Annotated in this window: 10 protein-coding genes; 8 read left to right on the top strand and 2 right to left on the bottom strand. The window is 55.9% G+C overall.

The window, feature by feature from the left end; translation table 11 throughout:
* The first annotated feature begins 149 nt into the window (after positions 1 to 149).
* The 3 genes from NNL35_RS27385 (at position 150) to NNL35_RS27375 (ending at position 4,544) form a co-directional block, all read left to right on the top strand.
* Positions 150 to 1,094 carry an AraC family transcriptional regulator gene (locus NNL35_RS27385; protein WP_006678112.1) on the top strand — a complete coding sequence of 315 codons (945 nt, stop codon included), beginning with the start codon at positions 150 to 152 and terminating at the stop codon, positions 1,092 to 1,094.
* 567 nt (positions 1,095 to 1,661) lie between these two features.
* Entirely contained in the window at positions 1,662 to 3,674 is a 2,013-nt protein-coding gene (locus tag NNL35_RS27380) for an endonuclease MutS2 (RefSeq protein WP_006678113.1), read from the top strand.
* A gap of 129 nt (positions 3,675 to 3,803) precedes the next feature.
* On the top strand, positions 3,804 to 4,544 hold the full coding sequence (locus NNL35_RS27375; RefSeq protein WP_006678114.1) for an ankyrin repeat domain-containing protein: 741 nt from the start codon (positions 3,804 to 3,806) through the stop codon (positions 4,542 to 4,544).
* Positions 4,545 to 4,952: 408 nt separating this feature from the next.
* Here the strand turns inward: NNL35_RS27375 and NNL35_RS27370 are convergent, their stop codons facing one another.
* Positions 4,953 to 5,837, bottom strand: a complete 885-nt coding sequence (locus tag NNL35_RS27370; protein ID WP_254553922.1) for an IS110 family RNA-guided transposase — start codon at positions 5,835 to 5,837, stop codon at positions 4,953 to 4,955.
* A gap of 741 nt (positions 5,838 to 6,578) precedes the next feature.
* Between NNL35_RS27370 and NNL35_RS27365 the strand changes: the two genes are divergently transcribed.
* The 4 genes from NNL35_RS27365 to NNL35_RS27350 all read left to right on the top strand — a co-directional run bounded on the left by NNL35_RS27365 (position 6,579) and on the right by NNL35_RS27350 (position 11,560).
* The gene (locus NNL35_RS27365) at positions 6,579 to 7,442 is read left to right on the top strand and encodes a sugar phosphate isomerase/epimerase family protein (RefSeq protein ID WP_040730975.1); all 864 of its coding nucleotides are present in this window, start codon (positions 6,579 to 6,581) and stop codon (positions 7,440 to 7,442) included.
* Positions 7,443 to 7,518: 76 nt separating this feature from the next.
* Positions 7,519 to 8,586 carry a Gfo/Idh/MocA family protein gene (locus NNL35_RS27360; RefSeq protein ID WP_006676533.1) on the top strand — a complete coding sequence of 356 codons (1,068 nt, stop codon included), beginning with the start codon at positions 7,519 to 7,521 and terminating at the stop codon, positions 8,584 to 8,586.
* A gap of 36 nt (positions 8,587 to 8,622) precedes the next feature.
* Entirely contained in the window at positions 8,623 to 10,599 is a 1,977-nt protein-coding gene (locus NNL35_RS27355) for a hypothetical protein (RefSeq protein ID WP_006676534.1), read from the top strand.
* 85 nt (positions 10,600 to 10,684) lie between these two features.
* Positions 10,685 to 11,560, top strand: a complete 876-nt coding sequence (locus NNL35_RS27350; RefSeq protein WP_006676535.1) for a sugar phosphate isomerase/epimerase family protein — start codon at positions 10,685 to 10,687, stop codon at positions 11,558 to 11,560.
* A 41-nt stretch (positions 11,561 to 11,601) separates the two neighbouring features.
* On the opposite strand, the gene NNL35_RS27345 is transcribed toward NNL35_RS27350, so the two are convergent.
* Positions 11,602 to 13,092 carry a gluzincin family metallopeptidase gene (locus tag NNL35_RS27345; protein WP_006676536.1) on the bottom strand — a complete coding sequence of 497 codons (1,491 nt, stop codon included), beginning with the start codon at positions 13,090 to 13,092 and terminating at the stop codon, positions 11,602 to 11,604.
* 226 nt (positions 13,093 to 13,318) lie between these two features.
* Here NNL35_RS27345 and NNL35_RS27340 point away from each other — a divergent pair, with 226 nt between their 5' ends.
* A complete protein-coding gene (locus NNL35_RS27340) occupies positions 13,319 to 15,061 on the top strand; it encodes a protoglobin domain-containing protein (protein ID WP_006676537.1) in 1,743 nt (580 codons plus the stop codon).
* The last annotated feature ends 80 nt before the right edge of the window (positions 15,062 to 15,141 follow it).

Raw genomic sequence — 15,141 nt, 5'->3', positions numbered from 1 at the left:
GCAAACTCATACAACCGTTGTACAATAAGAGATGACCGGCAATCAGAAACCGCGTTCAATAAGATCGGTTTTCTTCCCTAGGTTACTTCTTGAATAGCAAAAGCGGACTTTGTGAACAACCTCTTAAATGGACAGACAGGGTGATGTACATGTCACATGACGGCAGGCGCGGTCATGACAGCGAGGCTGAGGCGCGCGGCGTCATCGAATTTCGTTCGGAGCAGGAGCTGCAGGCCCATCTTCCTTGCAAGGTGTACCGGTTGGATCAGTCGATCGGCAACATCTGGGATCATACTCATGACTACATTCAGATCTGGTACGTGCTGAAAGGCGAGTTCAAGCATACGATTAACCATCACAGTTATCATATGGTCAAAGGGAATTTATTCATTATCCCGCCGTTCGCGGTCCATCGGGTCGAGATGGTCGCCGGGCAAGAGGTTGAGATCATCGGCTGCGAATTTTTGCCGCATTTCGTCCTTGATCCGGCGGAGCGCGACGGCGAGCGGGGCGTTGACTTTTCCTATCTGGAGCAGTTCCTGATGGATGAGAAGCAGTCGACGCCGAAGGTGGCCTTGACGGGTGATACCGATATCCAGGTAGGGCGGCTGCTGCAGGAGATGCTGGAGGAGTATCAGCATACCCGCCGTTATTACGAGCTGGTGCTGAAGGCTGATCTGCTTCGGCTGCTGGCGATTATTATCCGCGAGTATACGAAGCCGGCCGACAAGACAAGCGAAGAGGACGATCGGGTGGAGAAATACCGGGACGTGATTACCTCCGTCACCGAGTATATTCATCTTCACTACGCCGAAGAGCTGAGGCTGGAGCGGCTGTGCCGCGAGTTCAGCTTGTCGAAAACGTATTTTTGCTATTTGTTCAAGCGCTTCACCGGTAAGACCTTCAATGATTATTTGATTGATCTGCGGGTGCGAAAAGCGGTCGATTGTCTGCTGGAATCCGATATGTCGATTACGGAAATCTGCTTCGGCGTCGGGTTTAACGATCTGGCTTATTTCTCGCGGATATTCAAGCGTCATACCGGTCTGTCTCCCTCTCAGTACAAGAAGAAGGCGCCCGGGCGGCTGGAGTAAGACGCTTCATATCACTTCAGCCGGCAGGATATCAATTATCAATCCCGGGCTGACGGGAGAACCGGACTCAGTCAGCGGCTCTGGGGAGCCTGGAGCCATTCTTGACTTTGCGAGCGCCATCGTTTACGATGAAGTCATCCATTTACAGGGAGAGATGTTAATGTCGGCGGTCGTTCTTAACTAATCAATTCTATAAGGAAGCATTGCACGGGTTCAAAAATGGCGTCTTGCGGGACGTTTATTTGAGCATGTGTGCTTCAGGCTTCCGGAATTAGTTAAGAACAGCGGATATTCATTGAAAGCCGAGAGTAACGTCTTGCAGGCGATACCAATCCGTGCTGTTGTTAGAGCACGGTTTTTTTGTGTTCAGGTGAAGGGAGACGCATGCCTATGGCGCGCGCTTCAGATCCTGGCACCTGGTTGCGCTGCCCGGACCGAACCGGGGAGCGTCGGGTCGCGATACGTTATGACTGAAGGCAGAAGATGCGATAATTGCGCATTCTTCTGCCTTTTTTGTCGTCTGCGGACATCTGTATTGGATGAAGAAATGAGAAGGAGTACAGACCAATGGATGAAAACATGCTGGAGCGCCTGGAATATGGACGCGTGAAGCAGGAGGTAATGAAGTATGCCCTCTCCTATGCCGGGCAGCGGCATATTGAGGAGATGAAGCCGCTCACCGATGCGAAGGCGGTGCAGCACGCGCTGCTGGAGACGGAAGAAGCGGCCCGAATGCTCGCCAAGGGGGCAAGCGTCCCGATCCCTTCCTTGCAGGGGATGGACACGGTGCTGTCTCTGCTTGGATCGGGGTATCTTTTCGGCGAGAAGGATATTGCGCATGTGCGGCAGTTCCTGCACAGCTGCTCGCAGCTGATCGCCTATATGCGGGCCAAGGAGGGGATTGCTCCGACGGTAGCCGCCTATGCGGCGTCGATGCATCCGCTGGACGGGGTGGCGTCCGAGATTGACCGCTGCCTTGCGCACGGCCGGATTCGGGACGAGGCGAGTAAGGAATTGCATAAGGTCCGTCGCAAATTGATGGCCGTCGAAGACAAAATTCGTGGCAAAATTGACGCCTTGTTGAACCGGTACCGCTCACTGCTGCAGGACAGCCTTGTCAGCCAGCGGAACGGACGCTATGTTTTTCCGATCAAAAAGGAATACCGGAAGCAGATCAAGGGCAGCGTCGTTGACGAATCGTCCAGCGGACAGACGGTCTATGTCGAGCCGCAGGAGCTGGCCGTACTGCAGCAGGAACTGGCGATGCTTCGTATCGAGGAAGGGAAGGAAGAGGCGAAGATCCTCAGCTATTTGACTGAGATGCTCGAAGGGCGGGCCGAGGAATTGCGCCGCAATGCGGAGACGGTGGGCTGGTATGATTATGTGTTCGCGCGGGGGAAGTACGCGCAATCGATCGAAGGGAAGCCGGTCCGGCTGAACGAGAACGGCGTGGTCGATCTGCGGCAGGCGAAGCACCCGCTGCTTGGCGGGGGCACGGTGCCGCTCGATATTCAGATCGGCCGGGGTTACCGGGCCTTGATCGTCACCGGGCCGAACACGGGAGGCAAGACGGTGGCGCTCAAGACGGTCGGGCTGCTGTGCCTGATGGTGCAGTCCGGCTTGCTCGTCCCTGCCGGGGAAGGAAGCAGCTTCCCGGTGTTCCGCCATATCGCGGCCGATATCGGTGACGGACAGAGCCTGGAACAGTCGCTCAGCACGTTCTCGGCTCATATTACGCGAGTCATCGACATGCTGACCTATGCGGACGGGGCGACGCTCGTGCTTATCGACGAGATGGCGTCGGGCACCGATCCGGGAGAAGGGGTCGCGCTGTCGATCGCGCTGCTGGAGGAGCTGGCACGGCGCGGGACGATGGTCATCGCGACAACTCATTACAACGAGATCAAGCATTTCGCCGGCGTCACGCCGGGCTTCCGCAACGCGCGCATGGAGTTCGATCCGGATACGCTGCGGCCGCTCTACCGGCTCTGCATCGGAGAAGCCGGCAGCAGCTACGCCTTCCTCATCGCGCGGAAGCTCGGGCTGAACCCGGAGCTGATCCGCCGGTCGGAGGAACTGGCGGCACGCCGGGAGGAAGGGCCGGGGCTGCGCGTGGATGCGGAAGCAGGGACAACGGCGGGCTATGACGCCGCGTGGCTGCATGCCGGCGATTCCCCAGCGGAATCGGTGTCCCGGCCGATGCCCGCCTCGGAGGCGTCCGCGTCTGTTAAGGAGGCCGCTTCGCCTGAGAGCGGAGCAGCGGAGAATTCGGCTGCAGGGAAGGCGATGCGGGACCGTCCGCTGGAGATTGGCGATTGCGTCTATATCTCGTATCTGGGACGGACCGGAATCGTATATGAGACAGCGGATGCACGGGGCAATGTCGGGGTGTTAATCCAGCGGCAGAAGTTCAAAATCAATCATAAGCGGCTGTCGTTGTATATCGAAGGCAAGGAATTGTATCCGGAAGATTATGATATGGACATCGTGTTCGAGACCAAAGAGAACCGGAAGAAGCGGAAGCTGATGGAGCGCAAGCATGTGGAAGGCTTGAGCATTGTCCATGAGGCGGAGGAATGATGCCGGGCGGGGCCTGCGGGCCCCGTCAGATCCGAATCATATGGAACGCGAACAATGAAAATATTTTAGGTATCGATGGGGACGTGATACAGTAGAGCGAGATAATTGACTGATCGAGGAGGAGGATTCATGATGCTGCGCGCAGTATTGCTCTGCCTGTCGCTCGTGTTGGCGTCGGGCTGCGGCGCTGCGGAGGATCGCTCCGCAGGCGGCCATATTCAGGCCGAGCCGGGGAAGGACAGCGGAAGCCGGGAAGTGAAGGCCCGCAATGCCGCGCTGCTTGATGCGGCGAAGAAGGGCAAGGAGGAAGAAGTCCGGCGATATATTAAGGAAGGCGCCGATGTCAATGCCCAGGACGGGAGCGGGCGCACGCCGGCGATGCTGGCGACGCTCGGCGGACATACGGAGGTCGTTCGCCTTCTGATTGGAGCGGGGGCGGATGTCAATATCCAGGCGGATAACCGGGACAACCCGTATTTGTACGCGGGAGCGGAGGGACTGCTCGATATTTTGAAGCTGACGATCGAAGCGGGCGCCGACACGAAGCGGACGAACCGCTTCGGCGGAACGGCGCTTATCCCGGCGGCGGAGCATGCGCATCTCGACGTCATCGAGTACTTGCTGACGTCGTCGGATGTGGATGTGAACCATGTGAACAACCTCGGCTGGACCGCCCTGATGGAGGCGGTCGTGCTGGGCAGCGGCGGGGAACCGCACCAGCGGGCGGTGGAGCTGCTGATCCGGCATGGAGCGGACGTGAACATCCCGGATCGTGATGGGGTGAGCGCGCTCAGCCATGCCCAATCCCGCGGATTCACCGAGATCGCGCGGCTGCTGGAGCAGGCCGGAGCCAAGGCGGATGCGCCTTAAAGACGGTTAGCGCCTCGCGTTGAAACCGGCGGGTGGGGCAGCGCAGTGGTTTGTCTCCGGGCTCTTATGTTTACTGCTATGAACGTGACCTGTCCAACTCCACTTCGAAACGCTCAAATACTCGGCACGAAGGTAAAATGCTAGTCGTCGGCTGGCACACTGCTATCCGTGGGTTGGGTACCACATTTTATACCTGCGACAAAGGGAGCTTCCGTCAACTCTCCTCGCGTGTTCATAAAGCGGACATACGTCAGCCTTATTAACGCAGTGAACAATACGCGGATTTCTCCCTTATACCTTCTCTTTGCCTTCGGGCCCAATATTTCAGACATGCATTTTCCGTAAGTTTGTCAAGGTGCTTTCCCTTGACAAACGACTCCTTTTACCCACACTATTTTTCATCCCCAGTCATGGCTGGGGAGCTGTCACACGGCGAGTGAGGGGGTGCAGGGGGCATCGCCCCTTGCCTATCCGATTCGATTCATCCGAAGAGTATTCCCGAGGAACAAGACCTAGAAAAGCCATAAGCTGCATGGGAGATTTGAAGCGCTCAAAGCTTCCAATTCCCGCTGCAATGGTCACCGCGTTAACTAGACCAATTCCACGGAGTCCTTGCAAAGCCTGAATCACGGACGCATTCGCTCCCTCTGCCGCCTCCATGACAATCGCCTCTTCCAGTCGCTTTAACCGCATCTCGCATTCCACGATGGTATGATAGTATTCTTGAAAAACAACCTGCTCGGCACTTCGTTCAAAAGTAAGTCTGGTTAACCATTGAACATAGGTCTTTGTCCATCGCGTTTTCATGGTAGGTGGATGATGAATCTGGTGTCGGAGCAGGAAATGAACGACACGCTGCCGGGCACGATGCAGATCTTCACGGGCGGCCTCCCTAGCTCGAACCAAATCACGTAAAGCTTCATTTTCACGAGAAGGAACAAAGACAGAAATTAATTCGCCGGCCCGAAGCAGTTGGGCTAGTCTTAGGGCATCCCGTCTGTCGGTTTTAATATGGTCACCAGGACGAGCCGGGATGAGCGAGGGTGCAATGACGCTGCAAGAACCCCCCATTGAAGTAAGCCAGCGGTACAGATCGTACCTTGTAGGTCCGGCTTCGTAACAAACCTCCAGTGTCGATGGCAAACCTAATTGCTTGACTAGTTTGCGTACAGCTTCCGGCTTATGGGGAATTTCTCCCCAATAGCGGGCCTGCTCTCTGCCTTCTTCCGCAGTGGCGACCGAAATTTTTTCTTTCGAGACATCTAAACCGACGTATTTTGTGGTATCCTTCATAATGAACAGCTCCTTTTGCTTTGTAGCTCTGAAATGGTGGTTTTCCTACTTTCCATTTTAACCTACGAAATGAAGCAAATACGGAGCTGTTTTCACGTTCATTATAACTCTCCATCGGTTCAGATTCGCTGCCTGCTTGTTTGACACCCTTTTATGTCCTTATCAGTATTATCCCATTAAGTCAGGTCAATTTTTTTCTGTCCCAAGGGGATACTGGTCGCAAGAGGGAGACTGCTGCATGCAAGCTTTCTGAACGGATGGGATAGTTGGTCATAAGAGAGAACGAACAGTTCGCTTCCTGTGTCGATGGGATAGTTGGTCATAAGAGAGAACGAACAGTTCGCTTCCTGTGTCGATGGGATATTGGTCATAAGAGAGAACGAACAGTTCGTTTCCTGTGTCGATGGGATAATGTCCATAAGAGAGAATGAACAGTTCGCTTCCTGCGCCGATGGGATAGAGCTCGTAAGAGTCCAGGGGATGATTAGAGCTGAATATTTATTTACTTCACACTGTGTCGTCCCTGCCCAAAAGAACGTATTCATTTATGCATTTGCCCTGCAGCCCCGGCTTGCCGGGTTTATTTGTGTAAGAAAGTCCAACAATTGTGGACTATTGTTCAATGTGTTTTGCCCGGGCTTTTCTATAATAGAGGAGAGAGGAGCGGCCGGAAGTGTAACCGTTTGCAGCAGCAGGGCGGGGAGCATCCGGTTGAACCAAGACGAAATGGAGTGAGCCAGGGTGAAATTAGGAGTCAGTATTTACAGCTTGCATGCCGCGCTGCAGGACAAACGGATGACGGTACTGGACGTGCTGGACTGGATGAAGGCGCAGGGAGCCGATCATGCGGAGATCGTGGATATGGATCTCGATCTGGCCAATCATCCCGAGCGGGTGGACGCCATTCGCGAGAAGGCGGCGGAGGCCGGGCTGGAATTGTCCAATTACTGCATCGGGGCGAACTTCGCCGGACTCGACGACGAAGCGTTCGCCAAGGAAGTGGCGCGCGTCAAGTCGCATGTGGACGTGGCTCATCGTCTCGGCGTGAAGCGCATGCGTCATGATGTCGCATGGCGGTCCTATCCGGAGACCGACGTCAGCTACTTCGAGCAGGATTTCCCGGCGCTCGTGGAGGCATGCCGCCAAATCGCCGACTATGCGGCGGGCTTCGGCATTACGACAAGCGTGGAGAACCACGGCTTCTACATTCAGGCAAGCGAACGGGTGAAGCGTCTCGTGCTGGCGGTCGATCGCGAGAACTTCCGCACGACGATGGACGTGGGCAACTTCACGTGCGCGGACGAGAATTCGCTGAATGCCGTCCGTAACAACATCGGGCTGGCGTCGATGGTTCACCTGAAGGATTTCTACATCCGTCCGGCGGACCGCAATCCGGGCGAAGGCTGGTTCCGCTCGCTGCACGGCAATTACTTGCGCGGCGCTATCGTGGGCCAAGGCGATCTGCCAATGTACGATATTATCCGCGCCGTGAAGGAAGCGGGCTATGACGGATATGTCAGTATCGAATTCGAGGGCATGGAAGATTGCCTCAGAGGCACGAAAATCGGAATCGAAAATGCGCGGCGCATCTGGTCTGAAGTGTAAACGCGTCATAATACGATTATTTTATAGCAGTAGTTAAGCAACCATTTCTTATCATATCTATGGGAGGAAGGTCATCATGAGCAAAGTCAAAGTAGGCGTCATTGGCGCAGGTTCCATTTCGGAAATGCATTTTGGAGGATATCAAAAAAACGATGAAGTCGAGCTGATTGCGGTCTGCGATCTGAACGCGGATCGGGCGAAGGAGAAGGCGGCGCGATTCGGGGCTCCCGATGCGAAGATTTATACGGATTATCATGAACTGCTTGCGAATCCGGACGTAGAAGCGGTCAGCATCTGCACATGGAACAATTCTCACGCTGAGATTGCCATTGCCGCGCTGGAAGCGGGCAAGCATGTCCTCGTCGAGAAGCCGCTCTGCAAGACGGTGGAGCAGGCGCTGGCGGTGCAAGAAGCGCAGAAGAAAAGCGGCAAAACGCTTCAAGTGGGCTATGTCCGCCGCTATGGCATGAATACCCGCGTGCTGAAAAAATTCATCGACGCCGGCGACCTGGGCGAAATCTACTATGCGAAGGCATCCTGTCTGCGCCGCTTGGGCAATCCGGGCGGATGGTTCAGCGATGTGGAGCGTTCCGGGGGCGGGCCGCTTATTGACCTGGGCGTCCATGTCATCGACCTGTGCTGGTATCTGATGGGCAAGCCGAAGGTCAAATCGGTCAGCGGCAATGCGTACAACCGTCTTGGCAACCGGAACCATATCGAGAATCTGTCCTTCTACCAGGCAGCGGATTACGACGCGAACGTGAACACGGTCGAGGATATGGCCAACGCGCTTATCCGCTTCGAGAACGGAGCGTCGCTCGCAGTCGATGTCAGCTTCGCGCTGCATTTGAAGCAGGACGAGATCAGCGTCCGCTTGTTCGGGGACAAGGGCGGCGCGGAAGTCGAGCCGCAGCTGCTCATTATGGGAGAGAAGCATGATACGATTTTGAACATGACGCCGCAAATCGACCACCTCAGCTTTGATTTCGAACGGGGTTTCCAAAAAGAAGTCGATCATTTCATCGATTGCTGCCTCGGCCGCACCGAGACGATCTGTCCGGTGGAAGACGGCGTTGAACTAATGAAAATCCTTTGCGCTATTTACGAGTCGAGCGCGAAGGGAACCGAAATTGTTTTCTCTTAATGCCATGGCGAAGAAGCGGGAGGGAGGAAGAACAGCATGAACGGCATATACCCCGCTTTAGCTGTAATAACACGCAGCAATGATAATGATTTGTTGCAGGCGATTCGGCTGATTGAGCCGAATGTGGCCGTCCTGCATCCGGATGAGGTGCGGGAAGGGGTGCTGGATGCGTATGAAGCGATTGCGCTGCTCGGCGGAACGGAAGAGATTCCTCTTCTGTTCCCCGCGCATCAGCGCGTGCTGCTGGAGAGGCAGATTGCGGCCGGCAAGCGGATATTCGCGGAATATGTGGCCAGCATCGGCCACGTTTATTGCGAGCCGCCGCAGTCGACGCGCTATCATCGTCTCATCTATTGCTCCAAGGAGACGGATCTGGCGGGGCTGCCGCTCGGCGCGCTGCTTGATGACCAGTGCGGCCTGCGTCTGCGGCCCTTCGCTGGGGCGTGCCTGCATGATGTGCCGATTTTGCAGTATGCGCGAGTGCATGCGCATGATCGCGTGGAGCTGGACGATTCCTTCTTCGGGGAAGTGTCCGACCGCGCGCTCTGGTTCGAGCAGGATACGCTGCTCGTCTGCGGCTTCCGGCTCTGCCCGTGGCTGCGCGCACGCTATTCTCCGCTGCAGCGCATCCGGCATGTCGTCGCCTTTGTCATCGGCTGGCTGCTGGATCGCCGGGTCGAGGTCGCGGCTCTGTCTCCGCTGCAGCCGGTCGTCAGCACCGGTCCTGACGGAAGGCGGGCGGCTTCCTACAGAGAAGCCGCAGAACGCGCCATCCGCTGGTTCGAGCAGTCGGGCGTGCTGTATGATGAAGGCCGCACCGGGGTGCACGAGGGCTGGGGCACCGAGATCTACGGTGACGGCAGCCAGCGGCTGAGCCGCCAACAGCGGGCCGATTGCATCGGCGAGACGGCGATGGCCTACTTCATGCATTACAAGGTGACGAACGACGAGCGCAGCCTCGCCATTGCCAATCGCCTGCATGATTATATATTCCAGTACTTTTTGTGCAAAGAGGATGTCCCGTGGTCCGGCATGATGCGTTTTAACGCAGAGGCGTGGAGCATCTGTTATCAGGATGACGTGTCGCGCGCCATTCTGCCGCAAATGTGGCAGTGCTTCGTGGAGGGCAGCGAACGTCATCTGGACGACTGTCTGCTGGCGCTCAACTTCCTGCTGAAGACGACGGGATCGGATGGCATGCGGGTGTCGCGAACGAATAATATGATATTCGACCGCCATCCCGAGGAGCTGCACAGAATGCGCAGCGAGCCGTCCCAATTCCCGAGCGCGCATTACAACGCTTATTATTACGCGGCGCTGCTGCTCGCGTACCAGCTCACCGGCATCCGGCTGTTCCTCGATGCCGGGCGCAAAGGGCTGGAGGCGTTGATGAGCGTCTACCCGGATACGGTGCGGGAGCAGAGCCAGACGCAGGAGTTGTGCCGCCTCGTGCTGCCGCTAAGCTGGCTCTATTGGTCGACGCAGGATGAACGGCATCGCGAGTGGCTGTACCGGGTAACCGAGGATTTGCAGCGCTTCAAGCATCCGAGCGGCGCTTATCTGGAATGGGATGAAGGCTATAAGGCGCCGATGTGGGAAGAGAACGGGATGCGGGATAACTCGCTTGTCACCGAGAACGGGCATCCTGTCGTCGACCTGCTCTATTCCAATAACTGGCTGCCGATGGCTTGGATGCAGGCTTACTTCGTGACTGGCGACAGCATATTCCTTGACTTATGGAAGGAGAGCTCGGACTTCATGGTCCAGTCCCAGCTCAGCAGCGCGAATCCGGACATCGACGGCGCCTGGGCACGGGCGTATGACGTCGAGCTCGGTGAAGTATTCGGATCGCCGTCCGACATGGGCTGGGGACCATGGGCGATTGAATCGGGTTGGACGGTGGCGGAGATTGCCAGCGGGCTCATGGTCGGCGAACTGAAGGATGAGCTTGTAGCCCTCTTCCAAAAGCATGCCGCCAAGCGGCGGAAAGGGACGGGCTACCCGAACCGCTAGACCGGCCACTCAGCCTCCTAAATTGAATTCCGAACATGTGCAAGAGCGCATTAACATCATAAACTTGATTAAGGAGTGATTCATCATGGCATTGTTAACGAATCCAATCGGTGTCATTACGGACAGCTTCCGTCTTCCGCTTCGGGAAGCTCTGGCTAAGGCGAAGGAAGTAGGCGCGGACGGCGTGCAAATCTATGCGGTCAGCGGGGAGATGGACCCGGATAATTTGTCGAAGGATGCGCGCAAAGAACTGGCGAAGTATATCGATTCGCTCGGCTTGAAAATATCGGCGTTGGTCGGTGATCTGGGCGGACATGGCTTCCAGGACAAGGAAGCGAATCCGGCCAAAATCGAGAAGTCGAAGCGCATCCTCGATCTGGCGCTTGATATGGGAACCAATGTCGTTACGACGCATATCGGCATCGTGCCGCATGAGCAGAACGAGATTTATTATGCGATGCAGCAGGCTTGTGAAGAACTGAGCCAATACGCGAACAGCCTGGGCGCGCATTTTGCGATTGAGACCGGTCCTGAGCCGGCGGCACATCTGAAGTCGTTCCTGGATACGTTGTCGGGAAAAGGGGTCGCCGTCAACTTCGACCCGGCGAACATGGTGATGGTGACGGGGGACGATCCGGTGCAAGGCGTTCATACGCTGAAGGATTATATCGTTCATACGCACGTCAAGGACGGTGTCCGTCTGCGTGAAGTCGATCCGCGCCTCGTCTACGGCATGCTCGGATTCGAGCCGATGTCGCATGAGAAGATTGCGGACATGGCGACTGATGGGCCGTTCAAGGAAGTGCCGCTCGGCGAAGGCAAAGTAGACTTCGATGCTTATTTCCAAGCCTTGGTTGATATCGGCTATACCGGCTACTTGACCATCGAACGCGAAGTCGGCGATTCTCCGGAGACCGACATCCGCAAAGCGGTAGAATTCATTAAGCGTTATAAAGGTTAAAACAAGCAAGCCACCCGATTCCACGGGTGGCTTCTTTCTTCTTATGATGAGGGTGGATTGTTCAGCAATTGCCAGAGCCGGTCATGCGACTCCGGCCCGAGCGCATCCTCTGCTACATTGAGGAAGCCTTCGATAGTCGCGAATTGCCCCTGATAGCGGTTGTAGTAGCTCTTCCAGAGCACGGGAACGGCATCGGTGCCGATGTCCTGCGTCCAGGCGGCGAGCAGCTCGGCGCCCCGGTCGCGGTAGATGGTCAAGGCGTCCTCCCCGAGCTGGGCCGCAGGGAGCGCGAGTGCCCGGTAATCGGTTGTCGAGGCGGAGGGCCAAGGCTCCTGCAGCCGCTGATGCCGATAAAAGCGTGCGGCGAATTCGGACATCCCCTCATTAAGGAATCCGTCGGTCCGTGAATTGATGCCGATCGCGGAACCGAACCACTGCTTCGCAATCAAGCGAAGCATGTCGGGCGAGAGCGGACCGTTCAGCTTCTCTTCCCGGCCGAACAGGACGATGCCATCAAGGCTGTCGTTCATCCCGGCATATGGAGCTTCGACGAATGCCCAATGCTTTGCCGGCAGTTCCCCGATCGCATCGGAGTAGAACGCGATAGCATCGGCTGCGGCGTCAAGCCATTGTTCGGACGGACGTTCCCCGTCGTCCAATGTGTAGACCGCGAGGGAGCTCCCGTCCGGGAGCGGCCGTTTCGTCTCGTTATAGTCCGGGCTGGCGTAGAACGCGAGCTGCCGGATGCCATTGGCGCGGATATGAGTGGATTGCACGCCGTCTTGCACGCGATGCTCCAACTGCTGTCCTGTCGTGACGACGATCCAGGAGGCAGGCAGCTGGAGATGAACGTCGTAATCGGCCGCGTAAAAATAATCGCTTGGGTATCCGGGATAATTCGGCACCCGGTTCCAGGCATGGCGCAGCGGGTTGTATACCGCAAGCTGCGGCGTCCAATAGGTGCCGCCGGCGAATTGTTCGTTGTAGGCCAGCCGCCAGGCCCCGTACGGGAGCTGTATCTCGTAACGGATGCGGAGAGACACGGAGCCGTTCGGGGCAAGGGGCTGCTTCAGTTGTACGGTCAGGGACTGATTGATATGCTCGTACTCCAGAGGCTGGCCGTTCTCCAGCGTTACGGCGGTGGTGGTGACTCCGCCGCTGGCAGGCAGGTCGGACAGAGCGGCCCCCAGTATCCCTTCGGATGCCAGATGCTGATTGAGCTTCCGTTCATGAACCGGCTGCGTGTCCGGAGTGCGGTAGCTGTCGGCATACCAATGGAAGACCAGCTCCTTCAAGGCCTGATCGAATTCATTGCGAAAATGCAGCACCGTCGTCGCATGAAGCGAATGGGTGGCATCATCCCAGACGGCATTCACTTGGTACTGAATGGGAGATGACGCTTGCAAAGCCTGCGCGCTGCTATCCTTCCCCGCACACCCGGTAAGGACGGCCAGAAGGGCAAGCAGGGAGACAAGCATGCCGCCATGCCGCAGCAAGGGTGTATTGTATGTAGAAACGTCCGTTAGCCTCATTGGCCATCTTCCTTCCGTCATCGGTCCTGTCGTATGTTATGTTCATTGTATCGAAGGCACGTTCCGGGTCCTATTGAATTGACTTACGCCATGCTTACGATTTTGTCATCCGCAACCGATAAAAAATTCAGGACTATTGTCACAGAAAAATATGGTATCATGAAATAAGTGTGAAAAAACTTATTGAATACAGAAATCATGACTGGTTGCAGAAAGGAAGGATATTTTGATTTACCGTAAGCCGAAGATGCCAGGCGATATCGAGGCCGTACAAATGGAAACGCTTCCCTCACTTCGAACCAAGCTGATGTTTCTGCAGATGACGACCCATGACTTGAAGCTGTTGAAGCGTTTGACCCCTTATTTCGAAAAGTATGCCAAAGCCATTACCGATCGTCATTATGAGCTTCTGTTCGAAATTCCCGAGATGAAGCAATTAATCGAGCGTCACAGTACGCGTGAACGCTTGGCCAGGACGTTCATCATCTATCTGAATTCCATTCCGAATGTTCAACTGGATGAAGAGTACATTCGGATACGGCAGCGGATTGGCATTGTGCATAGCCATATCCAATTGGCGCCGGAATGGTTCGTATCCTCCTTTTTACGAATATACGAGTACCTTGTCCCGTTGATCCTGCAGGACTTTCGAACCGCTGAAGCATCGGACCTCCTGCTGGCCCTGCACCGCATTCTGATGCTGGATGCCCAGATCGTGCTGGAGGCCTATCAGTCCGCTTACGAGTTCCGCTTGCTTGATACGAACAGCGAGACGATGGAGAAGCTGATTCAAATGGACGGAATACATACATTATTGATGTCTGCCGAAGCATCGATGAAGGATGCGCAGCATATCCAGGAGTCCGCGGAGCAACTCACCGCTTCTATCGAGGAAGTATCCTCGCAGACGACCGAAGCTGCGGCTACGACGGAAAAAATGCTCGGCACGCTCCAGGATAACCGTTCCATCGTCGAGCAGACGATAGACGGATTGGAGGAAATGACCGACTTGTTCCGTGACACCAAATCACGGTTCGAGGAACTTCAGCAGTCGCTGCTGGAACTGTCCGGAGTCGTTGCTATGATCAACTCCGTTGCGGATTCCACTCATCTGCTTGCACTGAACGCTTCGATTGAAGCGGCGCGGGCCGGCGAAGAAGGGCGCGGGTTCGCTGTTGTGGCGGGCGAGGTGCGGAAGCTGTCGGAACAGACCAAGACCTCCGTGGGTGAGGTATATGAAGTCATCGCCAACATCCAGCACCTGGCAACATCCGTCCAGGAACGCACCGACCTGATGGCCGGCAAGATGGAGCTGCAGCATGAGAAGAACCGTGGGGCATTCGAGCAGTTGGAGGAAATGATGCGTGCCATCGACGAGATGGGAATGTCGGAAGAGTCGATAGCTTCGATTGTCGAGCAGCAAGCGGCGGCCACGGTGGAAATAACGGAGCATATGAAAGAAATCGTTGATCAGACCCGGCAGGTCGTCACGCTGGCAAGAGACACGGGGGAACATTTATATCATACGAGCCGCTCTGTGGAAGGGCTGCGCTCAGAGTCGCTGCAGTGGTTCCATCATTTGAACGATTCTCAGCTTCTTCGGGTTCTCAAGACCGACCATTTGTTATGGAAATGGTGGATCTATAACCGGATGCTTGGCTACGATAAGAGCGATCTCCATATTATCGGCAATTCACACCAATGCCGTCTAGGCAAATGGATTGAAGCGCAGAAGTCCAATCCAGGTTCGATGCTGACTCAGCAGCCGGCGTTCCGGGAGATGGTTGAACGGCATGATCAAGTGCATTCTCTGGCGGAGACGGCAGCTCGGCAGATTGACGCGGGACAGACGGAGCAAGCCATCGAGAGCTATCGACAGCTAGGTGAGCTGTCTTCGCAGCTGCTGGAGGATCTCGATGGCCTGCGAACGTTGCTGGATCAGCATTCGCCCAAGCGCCGCCACGCATAGCACCTGGATAAGAGATGATCGAGGATGGAAGTTCCTGCCTGGTGAAATCGACATAGAATGATTGCCCGGGAAATGAATTT

It is taken from the genome of Paenibacillus dendritiformis (assembly GCF_945605565.1).
GTDB lineage: Bacteria > Bacillota > Bacilli > Paenibacillales > Paenibacillaceae > Paenibacillus_B > Paenibacillus_B dendritiformis_A.
Note: the sequence above shows the minus strand (reverse complement) of the source record. Positions and strands in the feature narration are given on the sequence as shown.

What these genes read in the sequence shown, in the direction of transcription:
- NNL35_RS27385 (WP_006678112.1), top strand. Translation starts at nt 150, where the DNA reads ATGTCACATGACGGCAGGCGCGGTCATGACAGCGAGGCTGAGGCGCGC.
- NNL35_RS27380 (WP_006678113.1), top strand. Translation starts at nt 1,662, where the DNA reads ATGGATGAAAACATGCTGGAGCGCCTGGAATATGGACGCGTGAAGCAG.
- NNL35_RS27375 (WP_006678114.1), top strand. Translation starts at nt 3,804, where the DNA reads ATGATGCTGCGCGCAGTATTGCTCTGCCTGTCGCTCGTGTTGGCGTCG.
- NNL35_RS27370 (WP_254553922.1), bottom strand. Translation starts at nt 5,837, where the DNA reads ATGAAGGATACCACAAAATACGTCGGTTTAGATGTCTCGAAAGAAAAA.
- NNL35_RS27360 (WP_006676533.1), top strand. Translation starts at nt 7,519, where the DNA reads ATGAGCAAAGTCAAAGTAGGCGTCATTGGCGCAGGTTCCATTTCGGAA.
- NNL35_RS27355 (WP_006676534.1), top strand. Translation starts at nt 8,623, where the DNA reads ATGAACGGCATATACCCCGCTTTAGCTGTAATAACACGCAGCAATGAT.
- NNL35_RS27350 (WP_006676535.1), top strand. Translation starts at nt 10,685, where the DNA reads ATGGCATTGTTAACGAATCCAATCGGTGTCATTACGGACAGCTTCCGT.
- NNL35_RS27345 (WP_006676536.1), bottom strand. Translation starts at nt 13,092, where the DNA reads ATGAGGCTAACGGACGTTTCTACATACAATACACCCTTGCTGCGGCAT.